This window comes from Sphingobium sp. LMA1-1-1.1 (genome assembly GCF_040676365.1).
In the GTDB taxonomy this organism is placed as follows: domain Bacteria; phylum Pseudomonadota; class Alphaproteobacteria; order Sphingomonadales; family Sphingomonadaceae; genus Sphingobium.
In genome coordinates this window covers 109,998-126,993 of sequence record NZ_JBEGHS010000073.1, presented here as the reverse complement: position 1 = coordinate 126,993, position 16,996 = coordinate 109,998, and the positions used below count along the sequence as shown (strand labels likewise).

The 16,996-nt window shown below is 63.7% G+C and carries 13 protein-coding genes; 5 read left to right on the top strand and 8 right to left on the bottom strand.

Going from position 1 to position 16,996, the window contains the following annotated elements; translation table 11 throughout:
• Nucleotides 1-7 precede the first annotated feature (7 nt).
• Together MRBLMA1_RS21430 and pepN are read left to right on the top strand one after the other, a co-directional pair.
• Nucleotides 8-910 (top strand): ParB/RepB/Spo0J family partition protein, encoded by a 903-nt coding sequence (locus tag MRBLMA1_RS21430; protein WP_166666441.1) that lies wholly within the window; start codon nt 8-10, stop codon nt 908-910.
• Nucleotides 911-996: 86 nt separating this feature from the next.
• Nucleotides 997-3,594, top strand: a complete 2,598-nt coding sequence (pepN, locus tag MRBLMA1_RS21425; RefSeq protein ID WP_363739740.1) for an aminopeptidase N — start codon at nt 997-999, stop codon at nt 3,592-3,594.
• A 9-nt stretch (nt 3,595-3,603) separates the two neighbouring features.
• On the opposite strand, the gene MRBLMA1_RS21420 is transcribed toward pepN, so the two are convergent.
• Genes MRBLMA1_RS21420 through MRBLMA1_RS21405 form a run of 4 tightly spaced genes read right to left on the bottom strand, consistent with a single transcriptional unit; the run spans nt 3,604 to nt 7,149 of the window.
• Nucleotides 3,604-4,212, bottom strand: coding sequence for an ABC-type transport auxiliary lipoprotein family protein (locus MRBLMA1_RS21420; RefSeq protein ID WP_363739798.1), 609 nt, complete (start codon nt 4,210-4,212; stop codon nt 3,604-3,606).
• A gap of 13 nt (nt 4,213-4,225) precedes the next feature.
• Nucleotides 4,226-5,188 carry an MlaD family protein gene (locus MRBLMA1_RS21415; protein ID WP_363739739.1) on the bottom strand — a complete coding sequence of 321 codons (963 nt, stop codon included), beginning with the start codon at nt 5,186-5,188 and terminating at the stop codon, nt 4,226-4,228.
• 3 nt (nt 5,189-5,191) lie between these two features.
• Nucleotides 5,192-6,040: an ABC transporter ATP-binding protein gene (locus MRBLMA1_RS21410; protein WP_363739738.1), complete on the bottom strand. Its 849-nt coding sequence runs from the start codon at nt 6,038-6,040 to the stop codon at nt 5,192-5,194.
• Nucleotides 6,040-7,149: an MlaE family lipid ABC transporter permease subunit gene (locus MRBLMA1_RS21405; RefSeq protein WP_363739796.1), complete on the bottom strand. Its 1,110-nt coding sequence runs from the start codon at nt 7,147-7,149 to the stop codon at nt 6,040-6,042. Before MRBLMA1_RS21405 ends, MRBLMA1_RS21410 begins: the two co-directional genes overlap by 1 nt.
• Nucleotides 7,150-7,248: 99 nt before the next feature.
• On the opposite strand from MRBLMA1_RS21405, the gene MRBLMA1_RS21400 reads away from it, so the two are divergent.
• Entirely contained in the window at nt 7,249-7,923 is a 675-nt protein-coding gene (locus MRBLMA1_RS21400; protein WP_363739736.1) for an HAD family hydrolase, read from the top strand.
• A 21-nt stretch (nt 7,924-7,944) separates the two neighbouring features.
• Here MRBLMA1_RS21400 and MRBLMA1_RS21395 read toward each other — a convergent pair whose 3' ends face one another.
• Nucleotides 7,945-8,886 (bottom strand): 2-hydroxyacid dehydrogenase, encoded by a 942-nt coding sequence (locus MRBLMA1_RS21395; RefSeq protein WP_363739735.1) that lies wholly within the window; start codon nt 8,884-8,886, stop codon nt 7,945-7,947.
• Nucleotides 8,883-10,220, bottom strand: coding sequence for a cystathionine gamma-synthase family protein (locus MRBLMA1_RS21390; RefSeq protein WP_363739733.1), 1,338 nt, complete (start codon nt 10,218-10,220; stop codon nt 8,883-8,885). The genes MRBLMA1_RS21395 and MRBLMA1_RS21390 overlap by 4 nt, the downstream gene beginning before the upstream one ends.
• 226 nt (nt 10,221-10,446) lie before the next feature.
• On the opposite strand from MRBLMA1_RS21390, the gene MRBLMA1_RS21385 reads away from it, so the two are divergent.
• Complete coding sequence (locus MRBLMA1_RS21385; RefSeq protein WP_363739794.1) at nt 10,447-12,858, top strand: ligase-associated DNA damage response DEXH box helicase; 2,412 nt, start codon at nt 10,447-10,449, stop codon at nt 12,856-12,858.
• Between the two features lie 63 nt (nt 12,859-12,921).
• On the opposite strand, the gene MRBLMA1_RS21380 is transcribed toward MRBLMA1_RS21385, so the two are convergent.
• Complete coding sequence (locus MRBLMA1_RS21380; RefSeq protein ID WP_363739731.1) at nt 12,922-13,482, bottom strand: thiamine phosphate synthase; 561 nt, start codon at nt 13,480-13,482, stop codon at nt 12,922-12,924.
• Between the two features lie 17 nt (nt 13,483-13,499).
• Here MRBLMA1_RS21380 and MRBLMA1_RS21375 point away from each other — a divergent pair, with 17 nt between their 5' ends.
• A complete protein-coding gene (locus MRBLMA1_RS21375; protein ID WP_363739729.1) occupies nt 13,500-14,246 on the top strand; it encodes a YggS family pyridoxal phosphate-dependent enzyme in 747 nt (248 codons plus the stop codon).
• Here MRBLMA1_RS21375 and MRBLMA1_RS21370 read toward each other — a convergent pair.
• Nucleotides 14,224-16,992 carry a TonB-dependent receptor gene (locus MRBLMA1_RS21370; protein ID WP_363739727.1) on the bottom strand — a complete coding sequence of 923 codons (2,769 nt, stop codon included), beginning with the start codon at nt 16,990-16,992 and terminating at the stop codon, nt 14,224-14,226. The two genes, MRBLMA1_RS21375 and MRBLMA1_RS21370, sit on opposite strands and share 23 nt — an antisense overlap.
• Nucleotides 16,993-16,996: the final 4 nt, after the last annotated feature.

Genomic DNA, 16,996 nt, shown 5'->3' with positions numbered 1-16,996 from the left:
CAATGCAATGAAGTCGGCGAAGCGTCCCCATGGTCTTGGTCGTGGACTGTCCGCCCTGCTCGGCGATGTGGCGCGGGAAGAGCCTGTCGCGCCGACCTCTGCGATTCCGCCCTCAACCAAGGCGATCCAGAGCATTGAAGTGGCGCTGATACAGCCGCATCCGGAACAGCCCCGTCGCCATTTCGACGAAGGGGCGTTGCAGGAGCTGGCCGAAAGCATCGGCAAGCGCGGCGTGATTCAACCGATCATCGTCCGTCCTCATGGCGGCGGCTTTCAGATCGTCGCGGGGGAACGCCGGTGGCGCGCCGCGCAGCGCGCGCAGCTTCATCGCATCCCCGCCATTGTGCGCGATTTCGACGAAGCCGAGACGCTGGAAATCGCGCTGATCGAGAATATCCAGCGCGAAGACCTGAACCCCATCGAGGAAGCGGAGGCCTATCGCAAGCTGATCGCCGAGTTCCAGCACAGCCAGGAAGCGCTCGGGCGCCTGGTCGGCAAGTCGCGCAGCCATGTCGCAAATCTGATGCGCCTGCTGGATCTGCCCCGGCCCGTCCAGCAACAGGTGATCGAACAGAAGCTCAGCATGGGCCATGCCCGCGCGCTCATCGGCGCTCCCGATTGCGAAAATCTCGCGCGTACCGTTGAAACCAGGGGCCTGTCCGTTCGCGATACCGAACAACTCGTCCGCCGCGCGAAGAAGGGCGATGACGCCCCCGGCCGCAGGCGTGGCGTCGCCATCAAGGAAAATGATCCGGACATCGCGGCGCTGGAACAGCATCTCGCCGACATATTGGGCATAAAGGTCGATATAGACCATGCGCAGGGCGGCAGCGGCATACTCTCGCTGCATTATTCCACGCTCGACCAACTGGACATGCTATGTCAGCGCCTCTCGGGCGAGCGCATCTGACAGCCCGGCAAAAAGAACCGGTGCGCAGCCGCATTTAGCTGCGGCGGCCACTGGCCTTTTCGCCTTCAACTGCCTAGCCTGATCGCATGGCAGACAATTCATCCTCTCTCACAATAGCCCATGTCACCCGTCGTGAGGACTATCGGCCGCCGGACTGGCTGGTGCCTGAAATCGCGCTGGATTTCGACCTGGATGCCGCGTCCACGCGCGTCCATGCGACATTGTCGGTCACGCGGAACGGCGATCACGACCAGCCGCTGAAATTGGATGGCGACGGCCTCCTGCCGCTTGAAATCAGGGTCGACGGCGCGGTTCTTGCGACCGACCAGTGGTCCCTGGACGGCGGAGCGCTGGTCATCGCACTTTCCGGCCCCTCCCATATCGTTGAAACGTTCGTGGAGATCGCTCCCCAGGACAACAGCAAGCTGATGGGGCTTTACGCCAGCGGCGGCCTGCTTTGCACCCAATGCGAGGCCGAGGGTTTCCGGCGCATCACCTTCTTTCCTGATCGGCCCGATATTCTGTCGCGCTATTCGGTGCGAATGGCAGCGGACAAGACGCTTTATCCGGTTCTGCTCGCCAATGGCGATCCGGTGGAGCAGGGGGAACTGCCCGATGGCCGGCACTGGGCGCGCTGGAACGATCCCTTTCCAAAACCCTGCTACCTGTTCGCGCTGGTCGCGGGCGACCTGGCCTGCAATGCCGACCATTTCATCACGATGAGCGGGCGGGAGGTACAACTGGGCATCTGGGTCAGGGAAGCCGACCTGCCCCGCACCGCCCATGCCATGCAGGCGCTCAAGAACAGCATGGCATGGGACGAGCGGGTCTATGGCCGGGAATATGATCTGGATGTGTTCAACATCGTCGCCGTAGCCGATTTCAACTTCGGCGCGATGGAGAACAAGGGCCTCAACATTTTCAATTCGCGTTACATATTGGCCGATCCGGAAACCGCGACCGACATCGACTATGATGGTGTGGAAGGCGTTGTGGCGCATGAATATTTCCACAACTGGTCGGGCAATCGCGTCACGTGCCGCGACTGGTTCCAGCTCAGCCTGAAGGAAGGCTTCACCGTCTTTCGCGACCAGAATTTCTCCGCCGACATGGGGTCGCATGCGGTCAAGCGGATCGAGGACGTCCGTATCCTGCGCGCCGCGCAGTTCCAGGAGGACAGCGGACCGCTCGCCCATCCGGTTCGGCCAGAATCCTACATGGAAATCAGCAACTTCTACACTGCGACCATCTACAACAAGGGCGCGGAACTGATCCGCATGATGGCGCTGATGCTGGGGCCGGAGCGTTTTCGTGCCGGAACCGACCTCTACTTCAACCGGCATGACGGGGAAGCCGCAACCTGCGAGGATTTCGTCCTGGCTATGGAGGAGGGGGGTGAGATCGACCTCAGCCAGTTCCGCCTCTGGTATCAGCAGGCCGGCACGCCGCATGTCCGCGCCTTGCTCCACCATGATCCCGCTGCCCAGACCGTAACCTTGCTGCTCGAACAAACGGTTCCACCGACTCCAGGGCAGCCCGAAAAGCGGCCCATGGCCATCCCTCTCCGCACCGCCCTTTTCGACCCGGAAACCGGCAGGAATCGGGGTGACGAGCTGCTGATGCTGAGGGAGACGCGCCAGAGCTTCACTTTCGAGGACTGGGCGACAGCGCCGATCCTGTCCATCAATCGCGGCTTTTCCGCGCCGGTCATTGTCGAAACCAACCGCAGCCAGGCCGATCTTGCCTTCCTGTCTGCTCATGACGACGATCCCTTCGCCCGGTACGAGGCCATGCAGCAATTGATGGTCAATGTGCTGGTCGGCCGCATTGGCGGGCAGGCGGTCGATGAAGAGGCGGTGATCGCCGCGATCCGCAACACCGCCGACGACCCGCTGCTGGACCCAGCCTTCGTCGCGGAGGCGATCCGCCTCCCAAGCGAAGCCTATCTGGGCGACCAGATGGCGGTGGTCAATCCCGACGCGATCCACGTCGCGCGCGATGCGCTGCAAAGGCGCATAGGTACCGAACTGGAGCCGCTCTGGCGCGACATTCACGCCAGGACCAAGGCCAATGCCTTCGCCCTGTCGTCAACCGCCAAGGGCGCGAGGAAGCTGCGTAACACGGCTCTTCTCTATCTGGCGGCTTCCGGTGCGACGGATGGTCCGGCTGTCGCCTTCGGCCAGTTCAGCGAGGCCGACAACATGACCGAACGGCAGGCGGCGCTCGCGACATTGGCGAACGGCACCAGCGCGGAACGGGAAGCAGCGCTCGACATCTTCTACAACCGCTACCGCGATGATGCGCTGACGCTCGACAAATGGTTCCAGACGCAGGCCTTCGCCTTCCATCCGGACACGGTCGACCTGGTCGAGGAACTGGGCAGGCACAGGGACTTCACCCTGACCAATCCCAACCGGGTAAGGGCGCTTTATGGTGCCTTCGCGGGCAACCAATGGGCCTTTCACCACCGTTCGGGCAAGGGCTACCGCTTGATCGCGGACTGCATCATCGCGCTCGACAAGCTCAATCCACAGACCGCCGCGCGCCTGGTGCCGCCGCTGGGGCGCTGGAAGCGCTTCGATGAAGGACGTGCGGCGCTCATGCGGGCGGAATTGCAGCGTATCCTGCTCCAACCCGGCCTCTCAAAGGACGTGACGGAACAGGTCAGCAAGAGCCTGGAGTAACGGAGATCCCTACCGCCCCGAAGCCTCCAGCCAGGCCGCGACATCGGCCGCGACCTTGTTGGCAGCGGCATTGAGGGGTGCTCCGACGCTGTTCGCGTCTATCTTGCCCCCGACCGGGGCCGTTGCGGTGAAGCGCTGCTTGGCGATGGCCGTGCCACCCGGTCCGGTCAGCATGGCGTCATAGGTCACAACCGCGCTGTTGCTCGCCTCATCCACGCCGAAATCGACCAGTTCGCCCATCAATCGCTGCCCGGCATCGGCGGAATATTGGCCGGGGTCGAGCACGATGCGATTGCTCGTCGCGGCGATGGTCTCGGCCAGCAGCTTCTGGAACAGATGGCGCGGCGTGTCGGCCCATTGCACCTTGGTCACATAGGCGACCGACGTAGGCGAGGTGATCACCGGAACACGCACCGTGTCCAGCATCTTGGGCGCTTCGGGATCGGCCACGGTGATGGCCGCGGCCGAAGACGCGCTGCGCAGCGTACCCGGCGCCACCTTCTGGGCGGCGTTCAGCGACAGCAGCCGCTCCGGCGGCTTGCCGCCGAAGGACACGCAACCGGCCAGCATGAGAGCACCGAGGGCCACCGGCATCAGGCCAAGTTTCCTGTGAAACATCATCATGTCCCTCTTATCGCTTGTAATCGGGCAATTTGGGCGATCCGACGATCGATCCCGCACCCTGCTGATCCAGTTTTTCGGCCACGCCCCGGAAGGAGCGCGACATTTCGCGCAGATCGCGAACGAGCTGGTTCACCTCCGGCATGGTCTGATTGCTGAAGGCGCGAACGCCCGGCTGCGCCTCTGCAATGGTCTTGTCGAGTGTGTCGATGCTGTGCGTCGCGGACTGGATGCTCTTGCGCAGATCTGCCAGCAGCGGGCGGCCCTCATCATTCACCATGGCGTCAGTAGACGCGGCCAGCTTGCCGATCTGCTCGGCCGCTATACCGGTGCGCTGCACGGCAATCCGGGCTTCGGCAAGGGTCGCCGCGATTTCCGGGCTGCGATCAGCCAGCGAGCCGGAAATCCGCTCCACATTGGCCAGGATGCTGGCGATCGATTGCTGGTTCTTGTCGTTCAGCAATTCCGTCAGCCGCTCGGTCAGGGTCGATAGCCGCTCGAGCAATTGCGGCGCATTGTTGAGCAGTTCGCCGAGCGCTCCCGGCTTGGTCGGGATCACCGGCACGCCGTCGGGGCAGGAGGCGAGGGGGTTTTCTGCCGGGCAGGTGATCGGCCGCGCGCCCTTGACCGCACCGTCCAGCACGATTTCCGACACGCCGGTAAAGCCCACCCCGGCAATGGTCGCGGTCGTCCCCTGCAGGACCGGCGTCCCTTCCTTCACCGAAATGCGCACCTTCACGAAGCCGGGATCACGCTTCCACAGTTCGATCTTCTCCACCTGTCCGGAGGGGACGCCGGAATAATTGACGCTCGATCCCTTTGCGAGGCCGTTCACCGACTGTTTGAAGAAGATGTCATATTCCATATTGTCGCCCTGGGAGAGGCGCGAGAACCAGAAAGCCGCGATCATGATCGCCGCCAGCAGCAGCAGCGTGACCGTGCCCACCAGCACATGGTTGGAGCGGGTTTCCATATCCTATCGCCTCTTGTCCTTTTCGCGGGCAACCGCCGCCGTCGCGGCGCGCCCGCGCGGGCCGTTGAAATATTCCTGGATCCACGGGTGATCGGTGGCCAGCAGTTCGTCGATGGTGCCGACCGCCGTCACCTTCCTGTCGGCCAGCACCGCTACCCGGTCACAGATCGAATAGAGCGTGTCGAGATCATGGGTAATGAGGAAGACCGTAAGTCCCAGCGTCTGCTGCAATTTTCGCGTCTGATTATCGAACGCCGCGGCGCCGATCGGGTCCAGCCCGGCGGTGGGTTCGTCGAGGAACAGCAGATCCGGGTCCAGCGCCAGGGCTCGGGCCAGACCGGCGCGCTTCTTCATGCCGCCCGATAGCTCGGCGGGATATTTGGGGCCGGCCTCAGCCGGCAGGCCGGTCATGCGAATCTTGTAGGCGGCAATCTCGTCCCGGAGCGTTGCACCGATATTCGGATAATATTCGCGAATCGGCACCTCGACATTTTCCGCCACGGTCAGCGTGGAGAACAGCGCGCCACCCTGAAAAAGCACGCCCCAGCGCTTGCGGATGGCCAGGGCTTCGTCATCCAGCCGACCGATCATGGATTCGCCGAAAACATGCACCTCGCCCTCGTCAGGCGTCTGGAGGCCGATGATGGATCGCATCAACACCGACTTACCCGTGCCCGATCCGCCGACCACGCCCAATATCTCGCCCTTGCGCACGTCGAGGTTCAGCCCCTCATGCACGACCTGATCGCCGAAGCTGTTGCGGAGATTGCGGACCGATATGGCGATGTCGTCACGCTCCAGCGCCTTTTCGACCCGCTCTTCTTCCGCGCTTATCGCTTCTTCGGGCGTCATCAGTTCCAGCCTACCCAGGTGAAGAAGACAGCGAAGAAGGAGTCGAGAACGATGACGAGGAAGATCGCCTGTACCACTGCCGCTGTCGTGCGCAGACCCACTTCCTCGGCATTGCCCTTTACCTGCATGCCCTGGAAACAGCCCGCAAGCGCGATGATGACCCCGAAGACGGGCGCCTTGATCAGGCCCACCCACAGGTCGTGGATCGGCACCACCTCCCGCAGGCGCTGGACAAAGGTGATGGGCGGAATGTCGAGCGACACCGCACAGAGGAAGCCGCCGCCGATGATGGCGACGATGGACGAATAGAAACCCAGAAGCGGCATCATTACCACGACGGCGAGGGTCCGCGGCAGCACCAGCGCCTCCATGGGCGACACGCCGATGGTCCGCATGGCGTCCACTTCCTCGGTGAGCTTCATCGTCCCCAATTGCGCGGCGAAGGCTGAGCCGGAACGGCCCGCGACCATGATCGCCGTCATCAGCACGCCGAGTTCGCGGAAGGTGAGGCGACCGACCAGGTTGATCGTCAGCATCTCCATGCCGAACTGGCGAAGCTGTACCGAGCCCTGCTGGGCAATGACGATGCCGATCAGGAAGCTCATGAGGCCGATGATGCCCAGCGCCGAGACGCCGACCACCTCGAAACGCTGGACCACCGCATTGATGCGGAAGCGTCTGGGATGACGGATGACGTTCCAGGTCGCGACCAGCGTGCCGCCGAAAAAGCCGAGCAGGCCGAGCAGGGTGCTGCCGGCATTGACCACAGCCTCGCCGATCTGGCCCACGACCCGCTGCCAGGGCGGCACATAATCCGGTCGGATGTTTACCGGCTCGTCGACGCGGCCGACCGCCGCGATCAGCCTTTCCGCATCGCACCTGTCGCCTGTGATCCTGCAGTTCCAGCGCTTGATCGTGCGGTACAATATCCAGGCGCCGATCGTGTCCATATGCTCCACGTCGGACAGGTCGATGATGTCGACCGGCCCCTCCACGGCATCCAGCCGCTCGGGCAGATGGTGAAGACAGGCAATGGACAGATTGCCCGAAAGCCGAATGACCGTCTCGCCGTCGCGGACTTCCTGGGCAAGATCAGCGGCTTTGTTCATCAAGGCGGAGATGTGGTCCATTATCGGTTGCACGGCAAGCCGAAACGGCCCATCCGCACGGTCAAACGAAGGGACGCCCTAAAAAGTTTCGGACATGGCATGACGCACAGGCTTGCAATCTACGATATGGACCGGACGGTGACGTTCAGCGGCACCTATACCGGCTTTCTGCTTCATGTCGCCAAACGCATGGCGCCCTGGCGTCTGGCCTTGTTTCCAGCCGTGATCCTGCTGATGCTGGCCTATGTTCTGAAACTGATCACGCGCCAGCGGCTGAAGGAACTGAACCAGGCGCTGATGATCGGCCCCAATGTCGAGCGTGCCCGGCTGATGCCCCATGTGGAAAGCTATGCGGCGAAGGTGATCGCGCATAATGTCCGTGCCGGTGCCCTGGCGCAGATCGCGAAGGACAGGGCGGATGGGTATCGGCTGGTGCTGGCCACGGCCTCCTATCGCCTTTATGTCGAACCGATCGCCCGCAGGCTGGGGTTCGACGCGGTGATCGCGACCGATCATCTGAGCCAGGATCTGCGCTATGTCCGCGCCAGGATCGCAGGCGAGAATTGCTATGACACGGGCAAGCTGCGGATGATCAAGGCGTGGATGGCAGCCGAGGCGATCGACCGCACGCAGGCGCATATCCGCGCCTATTCCGATCACGTCTCCGATGCGCCGATGCTGGAGTTCGCTGACTTGGCCATCGCCTCCAACCCCCATAAGCCGCTGGCGAAACTGGCGGCGGAACGGGGGTGGAAGCGGGTGGACTGGGCATAAGGGAAACCACGGGCGCCTCGATTATCGCTGCGCCTCCAGGACGGGTGAAACCAGCGGCTCCCCCGAAAAAAGCGCGGCAAGGTTCGCCAGCAGCAAATCCGTCATGCGCCCGACCGCCTCGCGGGTAGCGCCGCCCATATGCGGCGTCAGCACGACATTGGGCAATTCGGCCCAGCGCGCTGCCGGCGTGGGTTCTCTCTCGAACACGTCCAGCGCCGCGCCGCCAAGCCGTCCATCGCCCAGCGCCGCGATCAACGCATCCTCATCCACCAACTGTCCGCGCGCGACATTCACCAGCAGCCCGTGCGGCCCCAATGCATCCATCACGCCCGCATCGATCATCCCGCGATTTTTTTCCGTCGCCCTGGCGGTGATCACCATGACGTCACTGTCGCGAGCGAGCACCTTCAGGTTCTCCGCCCTTGGCCAGGGCAGTTGCGGCTTCTCCCGCGGGCCCCACCAACCCACCTGCATACGCAACAGGTCGGCTCGCTCTGCCAGGGCGATGCCGATGCTGCCCATGCCGACGATCCCGATCCGCGCGCCCCCCATCGATCGGGTGAGCCTCTTCGTCCCCGCCGTCCATTGACCCGAACGCACCTGCCGGTCACCCGCCAGTATCTGCCGCCTGTGCGCAAGGATCAGGCCCAGGGCATGATCCGCCACATCGGCCGCATTGGCGTCCGCCCCGTGGGTGACGGCCACGCCTCGCGCCCGCGCCCAATCAAGGTCGACCCCGTCATAGCCCACGGTGAAGCAGGCAATCAGCCGCAGCGCCGCCATCTGCTCCAGCATCGCGGGGTCAAGCCGGTATTCACCCGCCGTCACCAGCACTTCGGCTTCCGCCAGCCGCGCCCGCCCGCTCTCCTCCCACAGGGCCAAGGCCTCATAGCGGGGGGAAAGCGCATCCAGCAGCGGCGCCAACAGCGGCTGCCCCACCAGGATCAACGGCGTGGCCGTCATCCGCCGATCCCCTCCACCGCCCGCAAAGCCTGCGCGAAATCCGCGATCAGGTCGTCCGCATCCTCGCAGCCTATGGAGATGCGCACCATATTGTCACCAATCCCCAGCGCCTTCTTCCTTTCGGCGGGCACGGAGAGATGCGTCATGGCCGCCGGATGACTGGCCAGCGTTTCGGTTCCGCCCAGGCTGACGGCGAGCTTCGCGATCTTGAGCGCATCCAGGAAAGCAAAGGCCTCCGCCTCGCCCCCTTTCAGATAGAGCGAGAAGGTCGATCCCGCTCCCGTGCAGTGCCGGCGATAAATGTCCGCCTGCCGTTCCGTTTCCGGGAAGCCGAGATAGACGACCTTCTCCACCTGGGGCTGGTCCTTCAGCCAGGCGCAGACCTTCGCCGCATTCTCGCCCGCCCGGCCCATGCGCAGTTCCAGCGTCTCAAGGCTGCGCAGCAACATCCAGGCCGAATGCGGGTCCAGGATCGTGCCGATGGTGTTCCGCATCAACCGGATCATATTGATCAGCGCATTGGACCCCAGCACGCCGCCGGCGACCAGATCGCTATGCCCGCCCGCATATTTGGTGAGGCTGTAGATGACGAGATCGGCACCATGGCTCAGCGGATGCAGCCAGAGCGGCCCCAGAAATGTGTTGTCGATGGCGATGGGCGGGCGATATTCTTCGCCTGCGAAGGAAAAGTCGCGCCGCGCAACTACCGCCTCCAGATCGACGAGAACATTGGTCGGGTTGGCCGGACTTTCCAGATAGATCAGCGCCACGCGGCCCAACGCCCTGGCCCTCTCGATCACCGCGCCGATCTCCTCCTCCGTCGCGCCCGCCGGAAAGTCCAGCCACTGCACGCCGAATTTGCCGAGGATGCGGCCGATCAGCGATTCGGTCGCGGCATAGAGCGGTGCGGAATGCACGATCACATCGCCCGGCTGCACCAGCGCAAGCAGGGTGGTCGCGATCGCGGACATGCCGCTGGAAAACAGCAGGGCATCCTCCGCCTCTTCCCAGACCGACAGCCGGTCCTCGGCAATTTCCTGATTCGGCCCATTGAAGCGCGAATAGACGAGACCCTCGGCGCCACCGGGTCGGATTCCCGTTACACCTTCAAAATGCCGCTTGCCGGCCGCCGCGCTTTCGAAGGCGAAGGTGGACGTCAAGAAGATCGGCGGCTTCAGCGAGCCCTCGGACAGGGTCGGATCATAGCCATGGCCCATCATCAAGGTTGCGGGCTTCAGTTTGCGACCCTCGATCTCCATGATCGGTTGCTTGGGTCGGCGGCGGTTATGGGTAGGTTCCGCCCCAGTGAGGTCGGCTTCGGTTTCGCCGGTCATCGATGATCTCCTGCATGTCTGCGGCATCTGCTGCGCCGCTGTGATGAGGAGGAGTGTAACGCCTTTCGGGGGTGGGGAGCCAGAGCCGATTTGTTAGATTATTTCATGGAACCAAACTTAAATTACGGGCCACATGATGCTCGGCAAAGGGGGAGCAGGGGAGCGTTCACGGCAAGGCCGCGTTGAACGGGATGACGTTCCTGTGTTCCCATCCTACATGTTCCTCATGAACCAACGCCTGTCCGAACCGCTGGAGCGATGGTTCGCCGCACGAGGGTGGACGCCCCGCCGCCACCAGCTCGACATGCTGACTGCGGCCCGCTCGGGCGCTCACGCGCTGCTGGTGGCGCCTACCGGCGCGGGCAAGACGCTGGCCGGTTTCCTGCCGACCCTTTCCGACCTAATCGAGAATCCGACGGAGGGTCTCCATACCCTCTATGTCTCGCCGCTCAAGGCATTGGCGGTGGATGTGCGCCGCAATCTCCTGACGCCCATAGAGGAGATGGGCCTGCCAATCCGCGTGGAGACCCGCACGGGCGACACGCCGTCCGACCGCAAGGCACGCCAGCGCGCCCGCCCGCCGCAGATCCTGCTCACTACGCCGGAGTCGCTTTCGCTGCTGCTGAGCTATCCCGACAGCTTCCTCATGTTCGCCAACCTGAAGACGGTCATCATCGATGAGGTTCACGCCTTCGCCACCCAGAAGCGGGGTGACATCCTCAACCTTTCCCTCTCCCGCCTCCAGAGCATCAATCCCGGCCTTCGCCGCGTCGCGCTGTCCGCCACCGTCGCGGATGTCGATGCCTATCGGGCCTGGCTGGCGCCCGATGGCGATATTGGCGCCGTCACCCCGGTCATGGGCGAAGCGGGCGCCGACCCCCATGTCACCATCCTCATTCCCGAAGGACGCATTCCCTGGTCCGGTCATTCCGGCAAATATGCCGCACGGCAGGTGATGGAAGAGATCGAGCGCCGCGCCACGACATTGGTCTTCTGCAACACTCGCGGCCTGGCGGAACTGATCTTCCAGGAACTCTGGTCGGTGAACGAGGCGAACCTGCCCATCGCCATTCATCATGGCAGCCTTTCCATCGAGGCGCGGCGCAAGGTGGAGGCAGCGATGGCAGCCGGCAAGCTGCGCGCGCTCGTCGCCACGGCCTCGCTCGATCTGGGCGTCGATTGGGGCAATGTGGATTGTGTCATCCAGATGGGCGCGCCGAAGGGCAGTTCGCGCCTGCTCCAGCGCATCGGCCGGGCCAATCACCGTCTCGACATGGCGTCGGAAGCCATACTCATTCCCGGCAACCGCTTCGAATATCTGGAAGCCCGCGCCGCTCTGGATGCGGTGGAGTCGGGCGAACGAGACGCCGACGATTTTCGTCCGGGCAGCCTCGATGTCCTTGCCCAGCATGTGATGGGCCTTGCCTGCGCCGCGCCGTTCCGCGCGGAAGAGTTGCTGGCGGAAGTGCGATCGGCCACGCCCTATAGTGCGTTGACGGAGGAAGCCTTCGCCAATGTCCTTCATTTCATCGAGGGCGGCGGCTATGCCCTGCGCGCCTATGACCGCTTCAAGCGGCTGACGCTCGGTCCCGACGGCCTGTGGCGCGTCTCCCATCCCCGCTTCATCCAGCAGCACCGCCTCAACGCCGGCATCATCGTCGACCAGCCCGCGCTGGCCGTCCGCTTCGCCAATGGGCGCAAGCTCGGCACGGTAGAGGAAGGCTTCGCCGCCACCCTGAGCCCCGGCGACTGCTTCTTCTTTTCCGGGACGGCGCTGGAGGTGGTGCGCATGGACAACGCCGACCTTATCGTCCGCGCCACGTCGAAGCGGGCGCGAATCCCCAGCTGGGGCGGCACCCGCATGGCCATGTCCACACGACTGGCCGACCGGGTGCGCCACTTCCTGGCCGAACCGGGCCAATGGTCGCGCTTTCCCGACGATGTGCGCGAATGGCTGGAAGTTCAGAAATATCGCTCTGCCTTGCCGGAACCGGGACAATTGCTGGTCGAGACCTTCCCGCATGAGGGCCGCCACTATCTGGTCTGCTACAGTTTCGAGGGCTGGAACGCGCACCAGTCGCTGGGCATGCTGCTGACGCGCCGCATGGATGCGCAAGGTTTGATGCCCATGGGCTTCGTCTCCAACGACTATGCGCTCGCCGTCTATGGGTTGAAGCCGATCACGGATCCGCAAAGCCTGTTTTCAGCCGACATCCTCGATCATGAATTCATCGAGTGGGTGGAACAATCCAGCCTGCTCAAGCGCGCCTTTCGGGACGTGGCCGTCATTGCCGGCCTGATCGAACGCCAGCACCCCGGCAAGCGCAAGACGGGGCGGCAGGTCACTTTCTCGACCGACCTCATCTACGACGTGCTGCGCAAATATCAGCCCGACCATCTGCTGTTGAAGGCCGCTTGGGCCGATGCGCGGGCGCGGATGACCGATGTGGGCCGATTGGGCGACCTGATCGACCGCGCTTCGGCCACCATGCTGCATGTCGATCTCGACCGGGTAAGCCCGCTTGCTGTCCCAGTGCTGATCCTCATCGGACGCGAGCAGGTCGCGCAGCATGAGGTGGAGGACGCCCTGCTGATCGAAGCGGAAGCATTGGTGGCGGAGGCGATGCGTACAGACTGAAGGGACGAAGATCGCCGGTCACGACTGCATTCCTCCATTGGCTTGAGTGCGCTTTCACGGTTGTCAAAGCGACAGGCCGTCGATCGCCGCCCAGCCGGATGCACCGATGCCCATCAACATCCCTTGATGTGCCGCGCGCACTCCACCCAGGGCGATCACAGGCATGGGGGCCAGTCGGGCCAGAGCCGCGAATCCCTTTCGCCCCAATATGGGTGAGCCGGGGTGGGAGCGCGTCGGGAAAAGTGGCGAGAGAAGGATGAAATCCGCCGAAAAATGTGCCGCTTGCACCATCTCCCGCCGATCATGCACCGGTCTACTGTGGAGGAGCGGCTTTGCCACCCGCCGCCGGTCACGTCCATGCCAGCCATCGGCGTCCCAGGCCTGCGCCTGTATCGCCGTGCCGCCCAGCATCAGCACCAGTCGCCGGCTACGGGCGATCCGGGCGATCCGGTCGAACAAGGCCCGGCGCCGTGATACGATGGTGCGATAGTGCCGGAATATGATTCCCGCCCGGCCCTTCGGCAGGCGGGCGACAGCCGCCAGCAAGGCGGTCTCCTCAACCCGTTCGTCGGTCATCAACCAGATCATCGGCAGTTTTTTACGGTGGCGGCGCTGCATGGCCATCGCCTATAGCAGCCGCCATGACGACCGACAGCATTGAAGCCGCGGAACAGCTCGCCGCAAACCGATTGGCCGGTATAGGTGACGCCATGGGCCGCGCCGCCCGCCTTACCGGGCGTACCGCCGAGGACATCACCCTGATCGCCGTGTCCAAGACGCAGGCGGCAGACGCCATCCGCCCGCTGATCACGGCGGGCCAGCGGGTCTTCGGGGAAAATCGCGTGCAGGAAGCGGAAGGCAAATGGCCGGCGCTTTACGAAGAGCATGAAGGCCTTCAACTGCACCTGGTGGGTCAGCTTCAGTCAAACAAGGCGGCCGATGCCGTCGCGCTGTTCGACGTCATCCATTCGCTTGACCGGCCATCGCTGCTGACGGCGCTGGCCAAGGCCATGGATGCGGCGGACAAGCGCGTGCCCTGTTTCATCCAGGTCAATATCGGTGCGGAACCGCAAAAGGGCGGTTGTCCGATCGCCGACGTACCGGCGCTGATCCGGCTGGCGCGGGAGGCGAACATTCCGCTGTTGGGACTGATGTGCGTGCCCCCCGCCGAGGGGGAGCCCGCGCCCTTTTTCGCCCTGCTCGCCAAGATGGCGCGGGAGGAAGGGCTGGAGCAGCTCTCCATGGGCATGTCGGGCGATTATGAAACCGCGATCATGCTGGGCGCAACGCACATCCGCATCGGCACAGCCCTGTTCGGGGAGCGCCCTGCCGCTCGCCCGACACCGGGGAGCGGCAGGGGCATGATCAGAAACTCCCGCGAAGGGTGACGCCATAGGTGCGGGGTTCGGCCAGATAGGCGGAGATCAACTGGTTCGCCATCGGTGCGCCCAGAGCGAACTGGCCCGTAGTCGAGGTGGACGGGCTGCTCGACTGGAGCGGGCTGCTGAAGGCGACCTGGGTATAATCCTGGTTGAAGATGTTCTGACCCCAGAATTCCACCGCCCAGCGCTGCTGCGGCCCGCGAATGCCGACGCGGGCGTTGAATACCGCATAGCCGTCCTGCCGCTTTTCCGGGAACAGGTCGGACCCGGTGTTGAAGTCGCTGCTCATGCGCCCGTCGACGTAGAAGAGCGCCGACAGGCCGTTTGAGCCAAGCGGCGGCGTCCAGGACGCGCTGACCGTCGTCACCGCTTCAGGCGCCTGGGAGTTGATCGATCCCGGCAACAGGAACAGCGCCGGATCCAGGGGTACCGTTCCGTCGCCGCTGCCGACCAGTCGGTTGGCGAATTTGGCGCGGGCATAGGTGAATCCCCCCGACAGGCGCACGTTCCGCACCGGCGTAGCCGACAGTTCCAGCTCCACGCCCTGGCTGATCAGACCCGGCCCGACATCGCCGCTGGCGCAGGTCCGCGCCGCCGTCAACGCGCCATCGCAGCCATTGATGTTCTGCACGACGAAGCTGGTGCCGTTGAAGGTGTTCAACTGAAAATTCTTGAACTCCTGCCGGAAGGCGGCGATGTTCGCGCTCCATTTGGGCTGGCTATATTTCAGGCCCACTTCAAACGCGTCGACCTTTTCGGCCGCGAAGCGCAGGCTGGTCACATCGGTGTTGGTGCGCGGCGCGAATACGGCCGGGACCGGATTCAGGCCGGTCGATCCAAGCTGGAAGCGATCGAGATTATATCCGCCCGCCTTGTAGCCCTTGGAATAGCTGCCATAGACCAGCAGTTCGTCGATCGGCTTCCATGACAGGACAGCGGTGCCGGAAAACTCCCCATCGGTGATTTTGTCGTTGAGGTCGAGCGCGTTCAGCCCGGTGGAGCCGTTGCCCAGGCAGCCCAATGTCAAAATACCGCCCGCCAGCGTACCGGCCGAGGTGTTGCGAAGCAGCGGATTCGTGGCGATGCTCGACAGCCCGGAGGCCTGCAACGCCGCGCAGGTCGCATTATTATTGTTGAAATCGGCTGAGAAACGCTTGCTTTCATGGGTGTAACGCAGACCCAGAGTCAGATCGAGCTGCCGGGTGATATGCACGATATTATGGGTGAACAGCGCCCAATTCTCGCTCTTCTGATGATAGAGCGAAGCGACATCCCCGGTCCCCGACGGAATCGCCGCCAAGGCCCGCAATCCATTGCCGAGACCGGTGGAAATGATGCTCGCCTGCGTCGCGCCCACCGCCGGAGTCAAACCTGCATTCAACTGCGCCTGCGTACCGCTAATCAGCGCCTGTGTCGCCAGGCCGCTGCCGCAAGCGCCGAGCTGCGCGGCGGTCAGGTTGCTGTTGACGCTCGCCCCCGCCATCAGACGGCAGGCCGCGAAACGCCCATAGTCCGCACCGAAGCGGATATTATCTTCCAGCGCCAGCTTCTCATGGGCGTAATAGCCGCCCACCAACCAGTCGAGCACCTCGCCAAAGGCAGATCCCTGCGCCCGCACTTCCTGGGTGAAGGTACGGAACTGGCGATAGGTGTTGGGATCGCGGTAGAGCAGGTCAGCCCCGCTATAGTCGTAATCGCCGTAATCCTGGCTCTTATAGTTGCGATAGGCGGTGATGCTGGTCAGCTTGGCGCCGCCCAGATCATAGTTGATCTCGCCCGAAATGCCCCAATCCTTGAGCTTGCTCACATAATCGCGGCCAGCCGTGATGTGGAGGTTGCGGTCATAGGGATCGACGGGGAATGTGCTGCCCTGTCCCGCCAATATAGCCGCGATCCGGTTGAAGGGTGCCGTGCTGTAGCCCCCTCCGGCAACCGGGCGGCGTTCCCGCGTTTCGATATAGGCCGCACCGCAGCAGCTTTCATCGCGATGGGTATAATCTCCGATCAGGCGGATGGAGAGCGCGTCATTCGGCTCGAACAATGCCTGCCCGCGCAGGAAATAACGATCGCGATCGTTGGTCTCGCCCACCTTGGCGCCGCTGGCGTTCACCAGGTCGTAGAAACCGTCCCGCTTCGACCACACCCCGTCCAGGCTCAGCGCCAACTGGTCGCTGACCGGCCCGGTGATGCGGCCCGCCAGCCGCCAATAGTCATAATTGCCATAGGTGATTTCGGCCTTGCCTGCGAGCTTGAACTCCGGCGCCTTGCTGATGATGTTGATGAGGCCGGCGGAGGCGTTGCGGCCGAACAGCGTGCCCTGCGGTCCGCGCAACACCTCGACCCGTTCGATCTCGCCCAGTTCGTTGAGGCCGGCGCCGGTGCGCGATCGGTAGACGCCGTCGATGAACACCGCGACGGAGCTCTCCAGACCGGGATTGTCGCCGACCGTGCCAATGCCGCGGATGCGCGCCGAGGCATTGGCCTCCGTCCCGGTGGAAGACAGCAGCAGCGAAGGAGCCAGTTGGTTGAGCGCGCGAATATCCGTCGCGCCGCTATTCTGCATCGCCTGCGCGGTCACCGCCGACACGGCGATCGGCACGTCGGACAGCGGACTGGCGCGCCGCGTTGCCGTGACGATGATGTTGACGCTTTCCGGATCGACCGCTGTTCCGCTGTCCTGCGCCCATGCGACCGGAACGCTGCTGCCCAATGCCATGGCACCGGCAGAAATCAGCCAAAGGCTCTTCTTCATGATG